Origin of the sequence: Butyrivibrio hungatei NK4A153 (assembly GCF_000424465.1) — a bacterium.
Taxonomy (GTDB): Bacteria; Bacillota; Clostridia; order Lachnospirales; family Lachnospiraceae; genus Butyrivibrio; species Butyrivibrio hungatei_A.
Genome location: NZ_AUJY01000001.1, coordinates 475,501 through 492,606, shown reverse-complemented (window position 1 = coordinate 492,606; position 17,106 = coordinate 475,501). Strand labels below are relative to the sequence as shown.

Genomic DNA, 17,106 nt, shown 5'->3' with positions numbered 1-17,106 from the left:
ATAATCTGCTCTGTCACTTCATTACAAGATCTCAATCTCAAATGAAGTATCAAAGCTCTCTCCCGCCGCTAATTTATTGCCGTACTCTCTATCTTCAATGCCACCTTCAAAGCCTACTCTGTCGCACCTTCCGTTCCAAGGCTCGATGCAGACAAAAGGCGCATTCTTTTTAACAGGTGACCATACTCCAAACAGCGGAACATCACAAGTAACACGAAGTTTATCTCCGTCATTCGCACTTACAAGTGTAACCGCGTCAGCCTGCCTTCCCTCAAATATAAGTGCGTCACCGTCAAAGAGCTCGGGACTTAAATTTACAATTCCTTCCAAAGTTTCTACATCAATCTGCTTATCGGAAAGACAACCGCAGGACATATCAATAACATTTGATCTAAGAGTTCCCGCAACAGGAGATCCGTCTTTTTCAAACAGGAGCTTATCCTTATTAAGATCGCAGTTAAACGCAGGATGCGCACCGATTGAAAAATACATCTCTTTGTCATCCGGATTGGAAACCGTATAAGATACTGTAACCTTGCTTCCAACAATCTTATATCCGATCTTCAAAGAGAATTTAAAAGGAAATTTCTTAAGCGACTCCTCATTGTCTTTAAGCTCAAATACAAGTTCATCCTCAGCTTCTTTTATAAGAGAAAACTCCATATCCCTTGCAAATCCGTGCTGTGAAAGCTTATAAGAAACGCCTTCATACTTATACTCACCGTTCCAAACCGAACCTACAATAGGAAAAAGAACAGGTGCAGTCCTTCCCCAAAACCTAGTATCTGCCTGCCACATGTATTCTTTTCCCGATTTAGCTCCTATAAGCGACTTAAGCTCAGCACCGTGCTCTGATACCTTGATCGCAATATGATCATTCTTTAAAACATGTTCTGCCATAAACAACCTCTTTAACCAAAATATTTACTCTGAATCATCAGAAAGTGATGTGCTCTGATGAACAAGTACTTCCTTGTTATAGCATGCAAACGCGCTGTCCACAAGGTCCTTCGGAGGCCTCTTGGTGAAAAGAGATATCAAAGGGACAATGATAAGACCTGCGATCATGCAGAATGCTCCTGCATTTATGGGCGACTGAAGAAGCTGAGGGAACTTCGGTCTTACAAACATATTTGCAAGCATAACTACTGTAGAAAATATGAAATTCACCCATACAGCAGCTTTTGTAATGAACTTAAAATACAATCCGTAAAAGAAAGGCGCAAGGAATGCTCCCGCAAGCGCTCCCCACGAAACACCCATGAGCTGCGCGATAAATGTCACATTCTGCTTGTACTGAACAATCGCAATAACAACAGAGATGCCGACAAATACGACGATAAGAATTCTCATGATAAGAAGCTGCTTCTTTTCATCCATATTCTTGATAACATGGCCCTTCAAGAGGTCAAGCGTAAGAGTCGAACTACTTGTAAGAACAAGTGATGAAAGTGTGGACATTGAAGCTGAAAGAACAAGAACAACAACCACAGCAATAAGGAAATCCGGAAGTCCCGAAAGCATCGTAGGAACGATACTGTCAAAGCCATCCGCCGCAATATCTATCTTATCGGAAAAGAGTCTTCCGAAACCGCCGAGGAAGTAACATCCGCCGGCAACAATAAACGCAAAGAATGTAGAAACAATGGTACCTTTTGAGATTGACTTCTCACTCTTTATCGCATAAAACTTCTGAACCATCTGAGGAAGCCCCCAAGTTCCGAGCGATGTAAGGATAACAACTCCGAGAAGATTAAGCGGATCAGGTCCAAAGAATGAAGCGAACACGCCCGGTGTTGTCGATACGCTCTCATCTGAGATTCTTGCAAGTCCGTCAAGAGCTGCAAGGAAACCGCCCTGCGAATTAAGAACAGAAAGAACAACCGCGCAGATACCGATAAGCATGATTATTCCCTGAATAAAGTCATTTATCGCAGTTGCCATGTAACCGCCCGCGATTACGTAAATACCTGTAAGTACGGCCATAACAATAACGCAGATTGAATAATCGATGTTAAAAGCCATACCAAATAGTCTTGAGAGTCCGTTATACAATGAAGCTGTATAAGGAATAAGGAAAATAAACGTGATAACGGAGGCTGCTATCTTAAGAGATCTTCCTCCGAATCTTGCAGCAAAGAACTGCGGCATCGTGGCTGAATCAAGATGTTGACTCATGATCCTTGTCCTTCTTCCGAGGATAGCCCATGCAAGAAGTGAACCTATGAGTGCATTGCCGATTCCAACCCAAGTTGCGGCTATACCGTATTTCCATCCAAACTGTCCCGCATACCCCACAAAAATAACCGCGGAAAAATAGGATGTTCCATAAGCAAAGGCTGTAACCCATGGGCCTACTGCTCTTCCACCAAGTACAAAACCGCTTACGTCAGTCGAGTTCTTCCTGCACATCAGACCGATGTAGATCATTACAGAAAAGAACACAAGTAACATTAACACTTTAATAATCATACCTTCTCTCCTTAAAGTAAATAATCTTTCTTCACTTTAACACTTTCAATCGCTAAAGGCAATCAAATAGTACAAAAAAGTCAAAGTAAAATATACAAGAAATTCATATTGAAAAAAAATAATATAGTGCTATCCTAGTGGTATCATTTTTATTTGGAGATCCTTTGGGATTATCCATAACTATCAATAAGGTTACAGACAAGGAGTATATGCAAAAATGAAATTCTTTTTGGACACAGCCAATGTCGATGAGATCAGAAAAGCCAACGACATGGGCGTAATTTGCGGAGTTACAACAAACCCTTCTCTTATCGCAAAAGAAGGACGTGATTTCACACAGGTAGTTGCTGAGATCGCATCTATCGTTGACGGACCTATCAGTGGCGAAGTTAAGGCTACAACAACTGATGCAGAAGGTATGATCAAGGAAGGTCGCGAGATTGCTAAAATACACAAGAACATGGTTGTTAAGATCCCCATGACCGTTGAAGGTCTTAAGGCTTGCCACACACTTGCAGCCGAAGGCATCAAAGTCAATGTGACTCTTATCTTCACAGCTAACCAGGCTCTTCTTGCAGCAAGAGCAGGCGCTGCATTTGTAAGCCCTTTCCTCGGAAGACTTGATGACATCAGTGTTCGCGGAACAGATCTTATCTCTGAAGTTGCCGAGATCTTCAATATCCACGGAATTGAAACAGAGATTATCGCAGCAAGCGTACGTCATCCTATGCACGTTACCGACTGCGCACTTGCAGGTGCAGACATCGCTACTGTTCCTTACAAGGTAATCGAGCAGATGACTCATCACCCTCTCACAGATCAGGGAATTGAGAAATTCGTAAAAGATTACGAAGCAGTATTCGGCAAATAATAAAGCGTTACACACATAAATACAGGCATATCACTTTAGTAAGCTCTAAGGTGATATGCCTTTTCTTTTTCTTTAAATCCCGCCAAGACTACCCGACAATTTGATCCACTCTGCCAACGTCAGCGGTTCATAATCAGATCTCATGCAGAAACAGTTTATCATATTACATGGAATGGTTTTCTCATGCTCCGCAGCAATCGGCACATAAGGCGTCGATCCTATCATCTCAATTATCTTCTTCATGAGGACTTCATCTCTTGTTTCATGCACATGCCCGTATAACATATAAGTCTTAGGTTCTCCGCTGTGTTTCAGCCTGTACTGCCCGTCATAGAAAGGCATCGGATAATGGCAACAGACAACCTTCTTCTGGGAATCCGTGATCACTCTGTAATTGTCGATCCACTCAAATCTGTCCTTATCAAAATTTAAAGATTTGACATATTTATCATGATTCCCTGTTATAAGACAGAGCTTTCCTTTCAGCCTGTGAATAAGTTCATTGGTCTCTTCAACCGTGCCAAAAGATAAATCTCCAAGAATAACAACGGTATCGGCGCGCGTAACCTTGTCATTCCACTTTTTTATCATGTACTCATTCATCTCTTCGCAGCTTGAAAAGCCACGCTTATCCATCTTCTCATTAAGTGCGTTATGAAAAAAATGGCAATCGGCAATATAATATATCATCGAAGGTCACCGCCGTCATCGTGAAGTAGTGTGGACGGATCGTCATCGGCAGCAGTTGTCGCAAGCTCGTCGCACCTCTCATTCTCAGGATGTCCCGCATGGCCCTTGACCCAGTTCCACTTTATCGCATGTCCCTTTGTTGCCTCAAGAAGTCTTTTCCAGAGCTCTACATTTTTTACAGGCTGCTTTCCCGCTGTCTTCCAGCCTCTTTTTATCCATCCGTCTATCCACTTGTCGTTAAATGCCTTGATAACATATTGCGAATCGGAAAACATCTCAACTTCGCATGGTCTGTTAAGGCACTCAAGACCGACTATTGCGCCCATAAGCTCCATTCGGTTGTTAGTCGTCTTATCATAGCCGGCGCTCAGTTCTTTTTCATGAACCTCGCCCTTTGAATCGACATATCTAAGCACAGTGCCGTATCCTCCGGGTCCGTCCGGATTTCCTCTTGCAGCACCGTCTGAATATATTTCAACTTTCATATTTATTCCCAAACTCCCGTATTCAAAAATTTCTCCGCAAGATTCTGCGCGTTGTCTACAAGACTGCTGTCATATCCAAGAACGCTCAAAAGCTTGATCGCATTCCTGTTCGTCGCAGGACCTTTTTTAAGCATATAATCAAAATGTACATCGTTGTCAGAGACATTTCCCTCAAAGTGATAGAGGTCGTACTTATCCTTAAGAAGCTGAGTGAGCTCGATGTCATGCGTAGCGGCAAAACAATTAACTCCGGAATCTGTAAGGAACTTAAGTATCTCTGTCGACGCAGCGATTCTCTCAACCGTGTTTGTTCCGCGAAGTACCTCATCAACGAAGCAAAGAACAGGATTTCCCTCTTCCTTCGCCGCATCAATTATTCTCTTCATGGACTTGATCTCGACAATATAATAACTGTCACCCTCATAGATATCATCCTTAAGCGCCATTGAAGAATAAATTCTGAGAAGAGGTGCTTTGTAACTCTTTGCAAGAACTGTATGCACAGACTGTGCAAGTAAAACGTTGATACCGATGGTCTTAAGGAATGTCGATTTACCCGAAGCATTCGATCCGGTCAAAAGAACTCCTTTCTTAGTATCGATACTGTTAGAAACCGCATTCTCGATAAGAGGATGCATCACGTTCTCAAAGTTCATCTCGCCGTTTGCAAAAGTCGGAGTGCAATATTGTCCCTTTACAGACTCTCTGTAACAAGCAATCGAAATATACGCATCCATTCTTCCTATCACTGTGATTATCACATCAAGATCATCTTTCTTTTCCATGAGCTGACGGTACATCTTATTAAACTTGATAAGATCGATATGCGTGATCATTCGAACATAATCCATGATTATGTCAGCCGGACTTCCGCCTCCTGCCTGCTTCATAAGAACATTTGCCCCATTGGAAAATCCTTTAAGACTGTCATAAGATTTATTCAAAAGTTCAATGTCATCACTAAGTTCAGGATAACCTGCACCTTTAAAAAGCTTTGCCGAAGCAAGCGCCTTAAGAATATATGCATATGTTGAAAGATACGGATCAATCTTCCCTTTGATATTAAAATACATGATCACATTTGCTACTACGGCAGCAAGAAAAAGAAATGCTCCGAGCTCAAACTTAATGCATGTAATAACGATCGTCAAAGCAATAAGAGCTATCATCAGATAGTGCTTTGTATTGCTGAAATTCCCTACATCATTGAGAACTTTGAGGTAATCATAGATTGAATATCTGTTGCCTCTTCCGATTCTGGCAAAGATCTGCTGATACTTAAGCCTTGCCTCATCATTTTCGGAAAAGAACTTTATCTTTTTCTCCTCATTTTCAAAATCATCAGTCTGCTTGGGCGTTCTGAGCATATAATAAAGATACTCTTCACCAGAAGCGCTGAGGCAATAGTTCATTCTTGTAAATACGCCGTCCATATTAAGGTCATTCCAGGTCGTGTCGTCTACCTGAAATCCCTCTCTATGGTTATCGTAGTAACCGGTAATATGATCAAAGTCATCTTCCTTATATTTTCTCTTTGGCGAATCGCCCCAATTTTTCTTTAGTTTATAAATAAGATTCTTCTTTGCAAGCGCAGCATCCCTCACGCCCAAAACGTAAGCAATGATAATAAATGCAAAAAGAAATCCCAAAATATATACAAGTCCCGAATTATCCATATACTGTCATCATCCTTTGCTGAATTTTTTGATTGATTCCGTCACAAGCTTTGTAAATAACGGAGCCGCTTTATCTGCAGCTTCCTGCACTTCCTCGTGAGACAAAGGATTCTCCGAAAGTCCCGATGCAAGGTTACAGATACATGAAACTCCGCAGATTTTAAGTCCCATGTGATTTGCAGCGATTGCTTCATTTACTGTACTCATTCCGACTGCAGAAACACCCAGCTTTGCAAGCATCTGAATCTCAGCGGGTGACTCAAACGAAGGTCCCGTAAGCTGACAATAAACGCCCTCTTTAAGCTCGATACCGTTTTCCTTCGCAGTTTCCTTAATGATATCCTGAAGATCTTTTTTGTATACCTCACTCATATCGGGGAATCTGGGTCCGAGTTCATCGATATTCGCGCCGATAAGAGGATTGGGTGCAAAGCATGAAATGTGGTCCGTTATAAGCATAAGGTCGCCTGCCGCAAAGCCCTTTCCAAGTCCTCCGGAAGCATTTGTCAAAAAGAGAATCTTAGCGCCCAGCATTCCCATAAGTCTAACAGGAAGAACGACATCGCTGATATCATATCCTTCGTAAAAATGAACTCTTCCCTTCATGCAGACAACTTTAGTATCGCCCACATATCCGAATATGAATTTACCTGCATGTCCGGGAACAGTAGAAACAGGAAATCCCGGTATATCCTTATATTCAATCTCAGCGCAGACTTTAATATTCTCCGCATAATTTCCAAGTCCCGAACCAAGAACCAATGCTACATCGGGAACGAAATCAGTCTTACTTCTAACCGCATCAACGCAGCCTGTAAGTTTTTCATATAATTTATCAGCCATTTTGCCACCTCTCTCATCTGAAATTACATTGTTTTCCAAAAAACACTTTAAATAATATTAAAATCAATCAGTGTTTCCTTAGACATTCTATCATAATTACCACTGCGACAATACTCCACGAACTTTCGGTTCGAGCATATTCTTTATCGCATCCTCAAAAAGCCCTTTGACACCGCCTTTTATGATCTTTCCAAAGATAATACCCTGAAGTCCTCCAAGACCTTCGGGAGAAACATTCTTCATCGCATCAATCAGCATTTCACCGCCCGGTGTTTCAAAGAATCTAACCTCAATACCGCTTGGAACCGACGGATAAATAAATGTACCTTTCCTGTCCGCTCTGTCGGAAGCATCGTCGTCAAAATAGATATTTATTGTTCTGCTGCAGGCTTCCTCAAGGAACACAATCTCATTTCTAAGCACAAATCTGTTGTATTCGTCAGTCTTGCAATACGACTCGAGACTTACCTGATACATCTCACCGTGCATGTTGATATTTGTGACATATCTCTTACCGCCAAAGCCGCATTTAAGCGCATAAAGAGCATCCCCTTCATAGATATCTATGAAAAAGAATCCGTTGTCATCAATCCTGAATCCGATTTTCTTGATGCCGTCGGTAAAGTTATTGTGCACAACCTGCATCATAATAGGAAATACGCCTATATTATTATTTTCAATATCATAGATCTTTCCGTCGATCTTGCGAAGCCATTTCGCAGCGAGAAGGCTTTCATTTCTCATATTGAAATAATTAAGGGATTTCTTAAAGTCGCCTCTCCTGCTCTTATAAGCGGCCGTCCTTCCTCTTGTACTTCCGACAGATTCTTTAATCGCCCTGTTTTTCCATCCTCCGCTGACAATCGCAGGGTAACTGACAGTTTCTCCACTAATCGATTTGCATAGTGCCATAAGCTCTGAATACGCCGAGAAATTCTCATCCAAAGGCTTATTTCCTATCTCAAGGTTCTTAATAGCCTCTCGAATCTTAACTGCCATCAATGACGTCTGGAAAATATCGCTGTTTCCGGCATTCGTAACCACAACCATATTAATATCCGGATAGATAAAAACATTCTGACCGAGCATTCCGTTAAACGCATAAGAATCCTGCCTGTCCCCGTTAATCCATAACTGATAACCATAGTGCGTGCTGTCTTCACGTCCCGTAAGAATCTGCGGAGTGATAGACTCTTCCACCCATTTCTCAGGGACAATCTGAATACCGTTCCACTTTCCCTTGTTAAGATAAAGCTGTCCGAGCTTTGCCATATCCTCCGTACGGATAAAGAGCCCCCAGCCGCCTTTTGTTATCTTCTTTGGGCAACTCTCCCAGAACACTCTTTTTATCCCCATCGGATCAAAAATACGTTCTTTGCAAAATTCAAACAAAGACTTGCCCGTTATCTGTGTCACGATAGCCGACAGCATATAAGTATTCATGCTGTTATATTCAAACTGCGAACCCGGTTCAAATTTGGTTCCCGCTTCAAGAAACGCCGATACCCAGTCATTTCCGCTTATGGCACCTGCTTCGTTGAATTCGGAGCCGCTTGTCATATCGAGAAGATTTTTTACCGTTATTGTCTTTCTGTGGAATTTAAGAAGACCTATCTGCTCACTGAAGATATCATCGATCTTATCTACAATAGTGAGTTTCCCGTCGTTTATGAGTATGCCTATTGCCATAGCGACAATACTCTTACACATAGAATAAGAAACATGCCAATAATCAATGGAATACGGCTCAAATCCACACTCACAGATAACATTTCCGTTTCTTAGAGCCATGAATTTGTGCATCTTACATTCTTTGTTCTCGGCAAGTTCCCTTAATAAAGACGTAAAAAAAGCAGAACTGACACCCTGCGATTCAGGCGAACATCTTTTTAGCTTTTGTTCATCATTTGCACTGATGGTGCTGAATTTCGGTTTTTGTGCAACATAATCAACCTTGCTGATCTCGCCGGTTTCGCCGGTAGCAATCTTTAAAAGAAGCTCTCCTATGTCAAGTCCTGCTTTTGCCATTATTCTGTTTCCTCCGTCAGAGCCCGGATCTTTTTTATGATAAAAAAATATTATATCTTATCTGTCTTAAGCGCTCTCATGGAATTCAGAATAGCTATTACGGCCACTCCGACATCTCCGAACACCGCAAGCCACATCGTTGTAAGTCCCAGTGCTCCCAAGATCAAAATGATGACCTTTACGGAAAGCGCAAATACAATATTTTCTTTCACGATCCTGATAGTCTTGCGGGCAATAGCAATAACCGAAGGTATCTTGTTGATATCATCATCCATGATAACAATATCCGCAGCCTCAATGGCCGCATCACTTCCAAGTGAACCCATGGCTATTCCGACATCCGCTCTCATAAGGACCGGAGCGTCGTTAATTCCATCGCCAACAAACGCAAGCTTACTACCATTATCCTCTGATGAAAGCATTTTTTCAACCCATTCCACCTTATCTGCAGGCAGAAGCTGTGAAATAACTTCATCTATACCAAGCTTCCTTCCGACATCTTCGGCAACATCTTTCCTGTCACCCGTAAGCATGACTGTCTTTGCAACGCCAACCTTCTTGATGCCTGCAATCGCAGCTTTGGCTGTATCCTTTATAACATCAGAGATAACAACATATCCCTTGTATTCTCCGTCATATCCTACATAGACAATTGTTCCGGATACAGAGTCAGCTTCCGCAAAAGAACTTATGGCATTTTCGTTCATAAGCTTTGAATTGCCAAGAAGAAGCTTTTTTCCATTATAAAGAGTCTCTATTCCTCTTCCTGAGATTTCCTTTGTATCAGCTTCGCTTATGCTGCTTCTGTCTATGTCTTTTTTGCCCGACTCATTAAGATAAGCAGTAAATACAGACCTTGCGATCGGATGATTTGAGAATGCTTCACCTGTAGCCGCCATCTCAAGAAGTTCATCTCTCGAAATCTTTGCCCCGTTCGAAGATACAACATCTGTAACTTTGAACTCGCCCTTGGTAAGTGTTCCCGTTTTGTCAAAAACGACCGTCTTTATACCCGACGCAGCTTCAAGGAAATTACTTCCCTTAACCAAAACACCGATCTTTGAAGAAGCTCCGATTCCACCAAAGAATCCAAGCGGAACAGATATTACAAGCGCACATGGACAAGAAACAATAAGAAAGATACAAGCTCTTTTTATACTGTCAGATAAAGCCAGCTGTCCGAGAATCGGCGGTATGATCGCAAGAAGGAGTGCTCCTATTGTAACCACGGGAGTGTAATATCTTGCAAATCTCGTAATGAAGTTCTCCATACGGGACTTCTTATCGCTCGCATTCTCAACAAGCTCCAAAATCCTTGAAACAGTTGAATCTTCATATGCTTTAACGGCTCTGATCTTAAGAATTCCTTCGCCGTTTACGCATCCGCTAATAACATCAGAGTCTTTTACAACTCGTCTCGGAACAGATTCGCCTGTAAGCGCTGCCGTATCAATAAAGGACTCACCCTCGATAACAACACCGTCTACAGGAATCTTCTCACCGGCTCTTACAAGTAATGTGTCACCAATCTTTACTTCAGAAGGGTCAACTTCATTCACTTCACCGTTCTCGCCGACAATATTGGCAATCTCAGGTGCAATGCTCATCATCTCAGTGATGGACTGGCGCGACTTTCCAACAGCATAGCTCTGGAACAGTTCTCCGATCTGGTAAAAGAGCATTACCGCAACCGCTTCGGGATACTCTCCGATACCAAAAGCACCAAATGTAGCGATCATCATAAGGAAGTTCTCATCAAAAACCTGTCCGTGACTGATATTTACTGCCGCCTTTTTAATTACGTCGTAGCCGATCATCACATACGGAACGAGGAATATGAGGAATTTCACGATAAGCGGAACATTTTTAAGCAAGCCTGTCTTTTCAAGAATAAGTAATACCGTAAATATTCCAAGTACAATAAGTATTCTGTTTCTTGTTTTCTTTTGCTTCTTAGTCATAGTGACATCTCTTCTTTCTTAATTAAGCGCCCTCTATCTCACAATCGGGCTCAACCTTCTTGCATGCCTTAACAGCCTTGTCAAAAACATCATCAAATACATCATCTGCTGCTTCAAGAACAAACTTCTGAGTCATAAAATTAACTCTGGCATTTACAACGCCTTCGATTTTCTTAACAGCTTCCTCCATCTTTGCAGCACAGTTTGCGCAATCAACTTCACACTTAAATGTCTTCTTCATAATAAATATCCTTTCTCCTCTTGGGATGAATTTTATAAATTTATGTATGCATACGCATGCCAAATTACAGTTCCCGATTACTCATTTATATGGCTCATTCCCTGAGCAATAATCGTTCTCACATGATCGTCAGCCAGATAATAAATGATTGACTTACCTTCGCGCCTGTTTCCTACAAGCTTACTCTGCTTCAAAATCTTCAGCTGATGCGATATCGCCGACTGAGTCATGTTGAGTGTCTCAGCTATATCACATACGCACATTTCAGATTCAAACAAAGCAAACAAAATCTTGATTCTGGTCGAATCTCCAAATACTTTAAAGAGTTCAGCCAGATCATAGAGTTCATCCTCCGGAGGCATTTCTTTCCCGATTCTGTCTACAAGCTCTCTGTGAACATTATGTACTTCGCAGTGTTCTACATCATTTATAGCCATTCGCTTTTCCTTTCATTTAAACATATGAATAACTGTTCATATGTTTAATATAAAACTACCGCATCGGTTTGTCAATATCGATGCGGTAAATTATTAATCGCAATTAAATTAAAATAGGACATTGCACTAATAACCTTAGAGCAACGTCCTATTTTCGTAAGTTATCAATTTATTTTAGAGCTGAAAAGCTTTGCCCGCTGCATAAGCCAAAAGAAAAGATACAATAGATATACCAAGGTAAAGCAATACACAGAACAATACTTTGGTTAATGTGTTTCTCTTCTCATCAGCAGAAATATTTGCTGATGCATATGCTCCGATTGCTGAAGTAGCACCTCCAAGTGCACCTCCGAGAAGCACAAAGAAATTTACAATATATAAAACCACAAAGACATAAACCCACTTCGGCAGCTGAATAGTTTTGTACTCTTCACCTGTTTCTACATTTCTTCCGTTATATACAAGTACCTGCTTATTTCTGACGCATAGTTTTGCAATTTCCCCATTGCCTAAAGGAATATCAAATACTCTCTCAGCAAAATTGCTCTCAGGTGATTTAAGTGCCATCACCTTTGTCTCAGGACTTCCGTTAACAGACACCAGTTTGTTTTTATTTAACGTAACTCTGACCGGCATACCGGTAGACGTATTAAATAACCACTCTCTTGTCTTTGCCATTTAAAAACTCCTCCCTTTCAATAACATATAATCTCTCTTTCTTCATTTCTATTATTACAATAATTTTAATTATTTAACAACAAAGTAATAACATATTATCATACCATTCACCCTAAATCAACAATAAATTGTATAAATTATAAATATATTTACGCAAAAACATGGGCTGTTGCGCAATGTTTGCGCAACAGCCCATAATTAACGCTTTTATACATTTTAATTAATAATTATACATATTATTTCAACTTATTTTTCTTCATCATCAAACTCCCTGCTGATATCTTCTTTCCATTCATCTATATCTAGCTTACTGAGACCAATCTCATCAGCTCTTTTTAGCATACGTTCTTTGAGTTCTTTTTTTGAATAGAACTTATAACCGTCATCAATAAACGATTTTTTTATCCATGTATCAACGAAGCCCTCATCTGTACACATAGAGTCTTCACTCTTAGCATCACCATACATACCAAAACTATAAACAAGAAGTTGATTATTATTGAGCACATCCTCATCCTCTATGCCTGCCATTCCCAAATCAAGCGCCAGATAATATTGACAAGTATAAAAAAAATGATATCTCGCATCTTTATCAAGATAGCCATAATCATATATGGCAAGAGATGCTCCGGCTTTTCCAAAGCCACTGACATAACCGTCTTCACATATTCCTTCATAGAATTTCTCACCGGATTCAGAAACATATCGAATATAAAGTTCGCCACCTTCATCTTTTAAAACAAAACCAAAACCATACTCACTTTTGCTTACCCATATCAACAATTCTTTTTCGCCGTCACACCCACAGTCTATATATCTATAGTCAGAATCACATGGATTCTCACGAAGACTGGTGCTATCTGATGCAAGCTCTTTCAACTCCTCAAAATCGTATTCCTTTTTTTCTTCACTCTCGAATACATAATCATCACAATCAACTTTTGCCTTTTTTTCATTGTTCAAAAAAGCTGTATAATTTCCGCTTTTATCATCTTTTGCCTGCTGATAACGCTCATGGGAGATAAAAGAGGATGCATCATTTTCATTATCTGAAGCTTCCGTACCGGCATCATCAGCAATAGACATATTCGCAACAGATATATCTGCAACAGACGCACCATCAGATACATTTGCCTTCTCTTCATCAATCTTTCCACATCCCGTCAGCATAAGCACAATGGCTAATATTGTTATGACTAAAGGCTCCATATGTACCTCTTTCGTATAATTTTTAAGTAATTTACTTGATACAAGAATAAAGAGCCTATGAAAAATATTTTTCCTATTTTTCACAAGCTCTTCAATTATATTATGCAGTAACTTTCTTAAATGACTTCTTTCCTTTCTTTACCATAACTCCGTCAGCAAAGAAGTCCTTATTGTAAGTAGTCTTTACGTCTGTAACCTTTGCATCCGCTACAGTTACACCGCCCTGCTCAACTGCACGTCTTGCTTCGCTTCTTGTATTGCAAAGTCCTGCCGATACAAGAACCTGAAGGATATCAACAACACCGTCTCTGAAGTCCTCTTCTTTAAGTGCAACAGCCGGAACATTATCCATATTTCCGCCGCCTGCAAAAAGAGCTCTTGCTGCATCCTGAGCTTTCTGAGCTTCTTCCTTGCCGTGTACAAGAGATGTAAGCTCAAATGCAAGAATTTCCTTCTTCTCATTGACTCTTGAAGGATCCCATTTTTCCATCTCAAGGATTTCTTCAATAGGAATAAATGTAAGCATCTTTATGCACTTATCTACATCAGCATCTGCTACATTTCTCCAGTACTGATAGAAATCGTAAGGAGATGTCTTCTTGGGATCGAGCCATACGGCATTTCCTGCTGTCTTACCCATCTTCTTACCCTGAGAGTCTGTAAGAAGAGTAATTGTCATAGCGTGCGCATCTTCACCGAGCTTTCTTCTGATAAGCTCTGTTCCGCCAAGCATGTTGCTCCACTGATCGTCTCCGCCGAACTCAAGATTACAGTTGTACTTCTGGAACATGTAGTAGAAGTCGTATGACTGCATGATCATGTAGTTGAACTCAAGGAATGAAAGACCTTTTTCCATTCTCTGCTTGTAGCACTCGGCTCTGAGCATATTGTTAACTGAGAAGCAAGCACCAACTTCACGAAGAAGTTCAACATAGTTAAGGTTAAGAAGCCAATCTGCGTTGTTGACCATCATAGCCTTTCCTTCTCCAAACTCAATGAAGTTCTCCATCTGTTTCTTGAAGCAGGCTGCATTGTGATCGATATCTTCTCTTGTAAGCATCTTACGCATATCGGTTCTTCCCGAAGGATCGCCGATCATTGTTGTACCGCCTCCTATAAGAGCTATAGGCTTGTTTCCGGCCATCTGAAGCCTCTTCATAAGAGTAAGTGCCATGAAGTGACCGGCTGTAAGTGAATCGGCCGTACAATCAAAGCCAATGTAAAAAGTTGCCTTTCCTTCATTTACAAGATCTCTGATCTTTTCTTCGTCAGTAGTCTGAGCGATGAGGCCTCTCGCCTGTAATTCTTCATAAATCTTCATTTTTCCCTCCTGTATTTTCCGATTGCGAAGTGCTATTGGGATATGTACTAATGAGGTTCTGGTCTCGGCATAAATGCCTCGACAGAACTAAGTTCGATTACAGAAATCATAGATTTCTTATCTCACTTATCGCCAAGTGCTCTGCTCAAAAAATCCTCCGCAACCAACAATGATTGCGAAGGACGAAATAATCGTGTTACCACCTTCATTCGCATGTAGCTCACACTACACGCCTCAGCAAGTACGATCCGCAAATCATTTACGAACGATACTCTTCCGATATAACGGTCAGTCCCGTCGAAGCCTACTATAATTTCCGCCTCGCAGCTCACGGAGGTATTCATCATCGCCCTTAACATACGCCTCTCACCACCCGGCAATTCTCTGTTGTCAGCTTGCGAATCTTACTTATTCCGATCATAGCCTTTTTATGTTTAATCTATTTACAGATTCTAATTAAAAAACGCTTATATGTCAAGCATACCGCTGTAACATACGATTACCAATCAAGCATGCTGTTCTCAGTCTTCTTATCTCTTTGCATAAGATCGTTAACAGCTTCCTGAAGCGATTTGCCTTCAAATAATATATCATTTACCGCAGTAATGATAGGCATCTCAACCTCATACTTCTCGGCAAGTTTAAGTGCGGCTCTTGCACTGTAAACCCCCTCAACAACCATGTTTACTTCATCCATGGCTTCCTGATATGACTTGCCCTGTCCGATAAGGATACCGGCGCGTCTGTTACGTGAATGCATCGATGCACAGGTTACGATAAGATCACCGATTCCCGAAAGTCCGGCAAAAGTCTCAAACTTACCACCCATCGCCATACCAAGTCTAGAAATCTCGGCAATTCCTCTTGTAATAAGTGCAGCCTTTGCGTTATCGCCACATCCGTAACCATCAGCAATACCCGCAGCAAGTGCAACTACGTTCTTAAGAGCCGCGCCGATCTCGATACCGAGCATATCGGGACTGATATATACTCTGAGGAAGTTATTCATAAATATATTCTGTATATATTTAGCAATCTCCTTTTCAAAAGCACCGACTACAAGTGTCGTAGGCATGCTCTTCCCAACTTCTTCCGCATGAGAAGGGCCTGAAAGAACGCATACATTGCATCCGGGGATTTCATCAAGAATAACATCGGACATAACCATAAGTGTGTCTTCTTCGATTCCCTTGCTGCAATTAACTATTATCTGTCTATGTTCTTCACTCTCGTTAATGAAAGGCTTCATAAGCCTAATTGTTTCACGCATATGAGCCGAAGGAACAACAACAACGATAATATCTTTATCCTTCACGGCATCTTCCATGCTTGATGTGTATTTAACCGATTCCGGAAGCTTTACACCGGGGAGTTTCTCCTCGTTTCCGTGATATTGCTTGAGTTTCTCAACTGACGAATTGCTTCTGGACCAGACGGTGACATCATGTCCATTACCCGCCAGCACGTACGAAAGCGCAATACCCCAGCTTCCCGCACCAATTACACCTACTTGTATACCCAAAAAATTAATCCTCCTGATCAGTCGACTTTATTTTTCTTTGAAATATAAGTCTTTCTCTCTGTTCCTGAAATAAGCTTTTTAATATTTGCTCTGTGCTGATAAAAAGCAAGAGCTGTAAGAAGCGCAACGATCACATACATCTCATTGAGCGCACTCTGCGGAAGGTTTCCCAAAAGCCCCATCTGTCCGAATATTACATACTGGGCAAAAAAGCATGTATACAGGCAAAGGCTGCTGAGTGACACAAAATGTGTGATGTTAAAAGGTCCGAAAAATGCGATAAGTCCGACAAGGACAAACTTCCATCCCATTGAGATGATGTATCCTGCTGTGCATGCGATACCTTTTCCGCCCTTAAACTTTAAAAAGAACGGGAAGTCATGTCCAAGTACGGCTCCTGCCGCTGTATATATCATATAAAAATATCTGTAATCCGGATTGCTTCTTCCAAAAATAAAATAAGTAACGATTATGGCAAAGATACATTTGAACATATCTCCAAACAAAACAACAAGTCCTGCCTTGGCTCCCATAACTCTGAGTGTGTTTGTTGTTCCGGCGTTCTTACTTCCAACGCTTCTGATGTCAACGCCCTTCATTTTTCCGTACAATACAGCTGTCTGAAACAGGCCAAATACATATCCTATGATCAAACAAACTACTCTTTCCATG

Annotated in this window: 16 protein-coding genes and 1 other annotated feature; of the genes, 1 reads left to right on the top strand and 15 read right to left on the bottom strand. The window is 41.1% G+C overall.

Features of this window, described 5'->3' with window-relative positions; all coding sequences use genetic code 11:
* Positions 1-21: 21 nt before the first annotated feature.
* Complete coding sequence (locus G628_RS0102245) at positions 22-900, bottom strand: aldose 1-epimerase family protein (protein WP_027208339.1); 879 nt, start codon at positions 898-900, stop codon at positions 22-24.
* 24 nt (positions 901-924) lie between these two features.
* Positions 925-2,472 (bottom strand): sodium:solute symporter family protein, encoded by a 1,548-nt coding sequence (locus tag G628_RS0102240; protein WP_027208338.1) that lies wholly within the window; start codon positions 2,470-2,472, stop codon positions 925-927.
* Positions 2,473-2,689: 217 nt separating this feature from the next.
* On the opposite strand from G628_RS0102240, the gene fsa reads away from it, so the two are divergent.
* Positions 2,690-3,343, top strand: coding sequence for a fructose-6-phosphate aldolase (fsa, locus tag G628_RS0102235; RefSeq protein WP_026654927.1), 654 nt, complete (start codon positions 2,690-2,692; stop codon positions 3,341-3,343).
* A gap of 72 nt (positions 3,344-3,415) precedes the next feature.
* On the opposite strand, the gene G628_RS0102230 is transcribed toward fsa, so the two are convergent.
* The 13 genes from G628_RS0102230 to plsY form a co-directional block, all read right to left on the bottom strand.
* Positions 3,416-4,033 carry a metallophosphoesterase family protein gene (locus G628_RS0102230; protein WP_027208337.1) on the bottom strand — a complete coding sequence of 206 codons (618 nt, stop codon included), beginning with the start codon at positions 4,031-4,033 and terminating at the stop codon, positions 3,416-3,418.
* The gene (rnhA, locus tag G628_RS0102225; RefSeq protein ID WP_026654929.1) at positions 4,030-4,518 is read right to left on the bottom strand and encodes a ribonuclease HI; all 489 of its coding nucleotides are present in this window, start codon (positions 4,516-4,518) and stop codon (positions 4,030-4,032) included. Before rnhA ends, G628_RS0102230 begins: the two co-directional genes overlap by 4 nt.
* A 2-nt stretch (positions 4,519-4,520) precedes the next feature.
* Entirely contained in the window at positions 4,521-6,194 is a 1,674-nt protein-coding gene (locus G628_RS0102220; protein ID WP_051198961.1) for a MutS-related protein, read from the bottom strand.
* A gap of 9 nt (positions 6,195-6,203) precedes the next feature.
* Positions 6,204-7,037: a purine-nucleoside phosphorylase gene (locus tag G628_RS0102215; protein WP_026654932.1), complete on the bottom strand. Its 834-nt coding sequence runs from the start codon at positions 7,035-7,037 to the stop codon at positions 6,204-6,206.
* A 96-nt stretch (positions 7,038-7,133) separates the two neighbouring features.
* Positions 7,134-9,065, bottom strand: a complete 1,932-nt coding sequence (locus G628_RS16145) for a serine hydrolase domain-containing protein (protein ID WP_051198958.1) — start codon at positions 9,063-9,065, stop codon at positions 7,134-7,136.
* 50 nt (positions 9,066-9,115) lie between these two features.
* Positions 9,116-11,026, bottom strand: a complete 1,911-nt coding sequence (locus G628_RS0102205; protein WP_027208335.1) for a heavy metal translocating P-type ATPase — start codon at positions 11,024-11,026, stop codon at positions 9,116-9,118.
* 22 nt (positions 11,027-11,048) lie between these two features.
* Positions 11,049-11,267: a cation transporter gene (locus G628_RS0102200; RefSeq protein WP_026654934.1), complete on the bottom strand. Its 219-nt coding sequence runs from the start codon at positions 11,265-11,267 to the stop codon at positions 11,049-11,051.
* Between the two features lie 77 nt (positions 11,268-11,344).
* Positions 11,345-11,704, bottom strand: a complete 360-nt coding sequence (locus G628_RS0102195; RefSeq protein ID WP_026654935.1) for an ArsR/SmtB family transcription factor — start codon at positions 11,702-11,704, stop codon at positions 11,345-11,347.
* A 174-nt stretch (positions 11,705-11,878) separates the two neighbouring features.
* A complete protein-coding gene (locus G628_RS0102190; protein WP_027208334.1) occupies positions 11,879-12,382 on the bottom strand; it encodes a hypothetical protein in 504 nt (167 codons plus the stop codon).
* A 246-nt stretch (positions 12,383-12,628) separates the two neighbouring features.
* Positions 12,629-13,591, bottom strand: a complete 963-nt coding sequence (locus G628_RS0102185; RefSeq protein ID WP_026654938.1) for a hypothetical protein — start codon at positions 13,589-13,591, stop codon at positions 12,629-12,631.
* A 100-nt stretch (positions 13,592-13,691) separates the two neighbouring features.
* Entirely contained in the window at positions 13,692-14,912 is a 1,221-nt protein-coding gene (gene tyrS / locus G628_RS0102180) for a tyrosine--tRNA ligase (RefSeq protein ID WP_026654939.1), read from the bottom strand.
* Positions 14,913-15,087: 175 nt separating this feature from the next.
* Positions 15,088-15,342, bottom strand: a binding site (T-box leader).
* A 69-nt stretch (positions 15,343-15,411) separates the two neighbouring features.
* Positions 15,412-16,434: an NAD(P)H-dependent glycerol-3-phosphate dehydrogenase gene (locus G628_RS0102170; protein ID WP_155833751.1), complete on the bottom strand. Its 1,023-nt coding sequence runs from the start codon at positions 16,432-16,434 to the stop codon at positions 15,412-15,414.
* A gap of 17 nt (positions 16,435-16,451) precedes the next feature.
* Positions 16,452-17,105 (bottom strand): glycerol-3-phosphate 1-O-acyltransferase PlsY, encoded by a 654-nt coding sequence (plsY, locus tag G628_RS0102165; protein WP_026666728.1) that lies wholly within the window; start codon positions 17,103-17,105, stop codon positions 16,452-16,454.
* Position 17,106 lies beyond the last annotated feature (1 nt).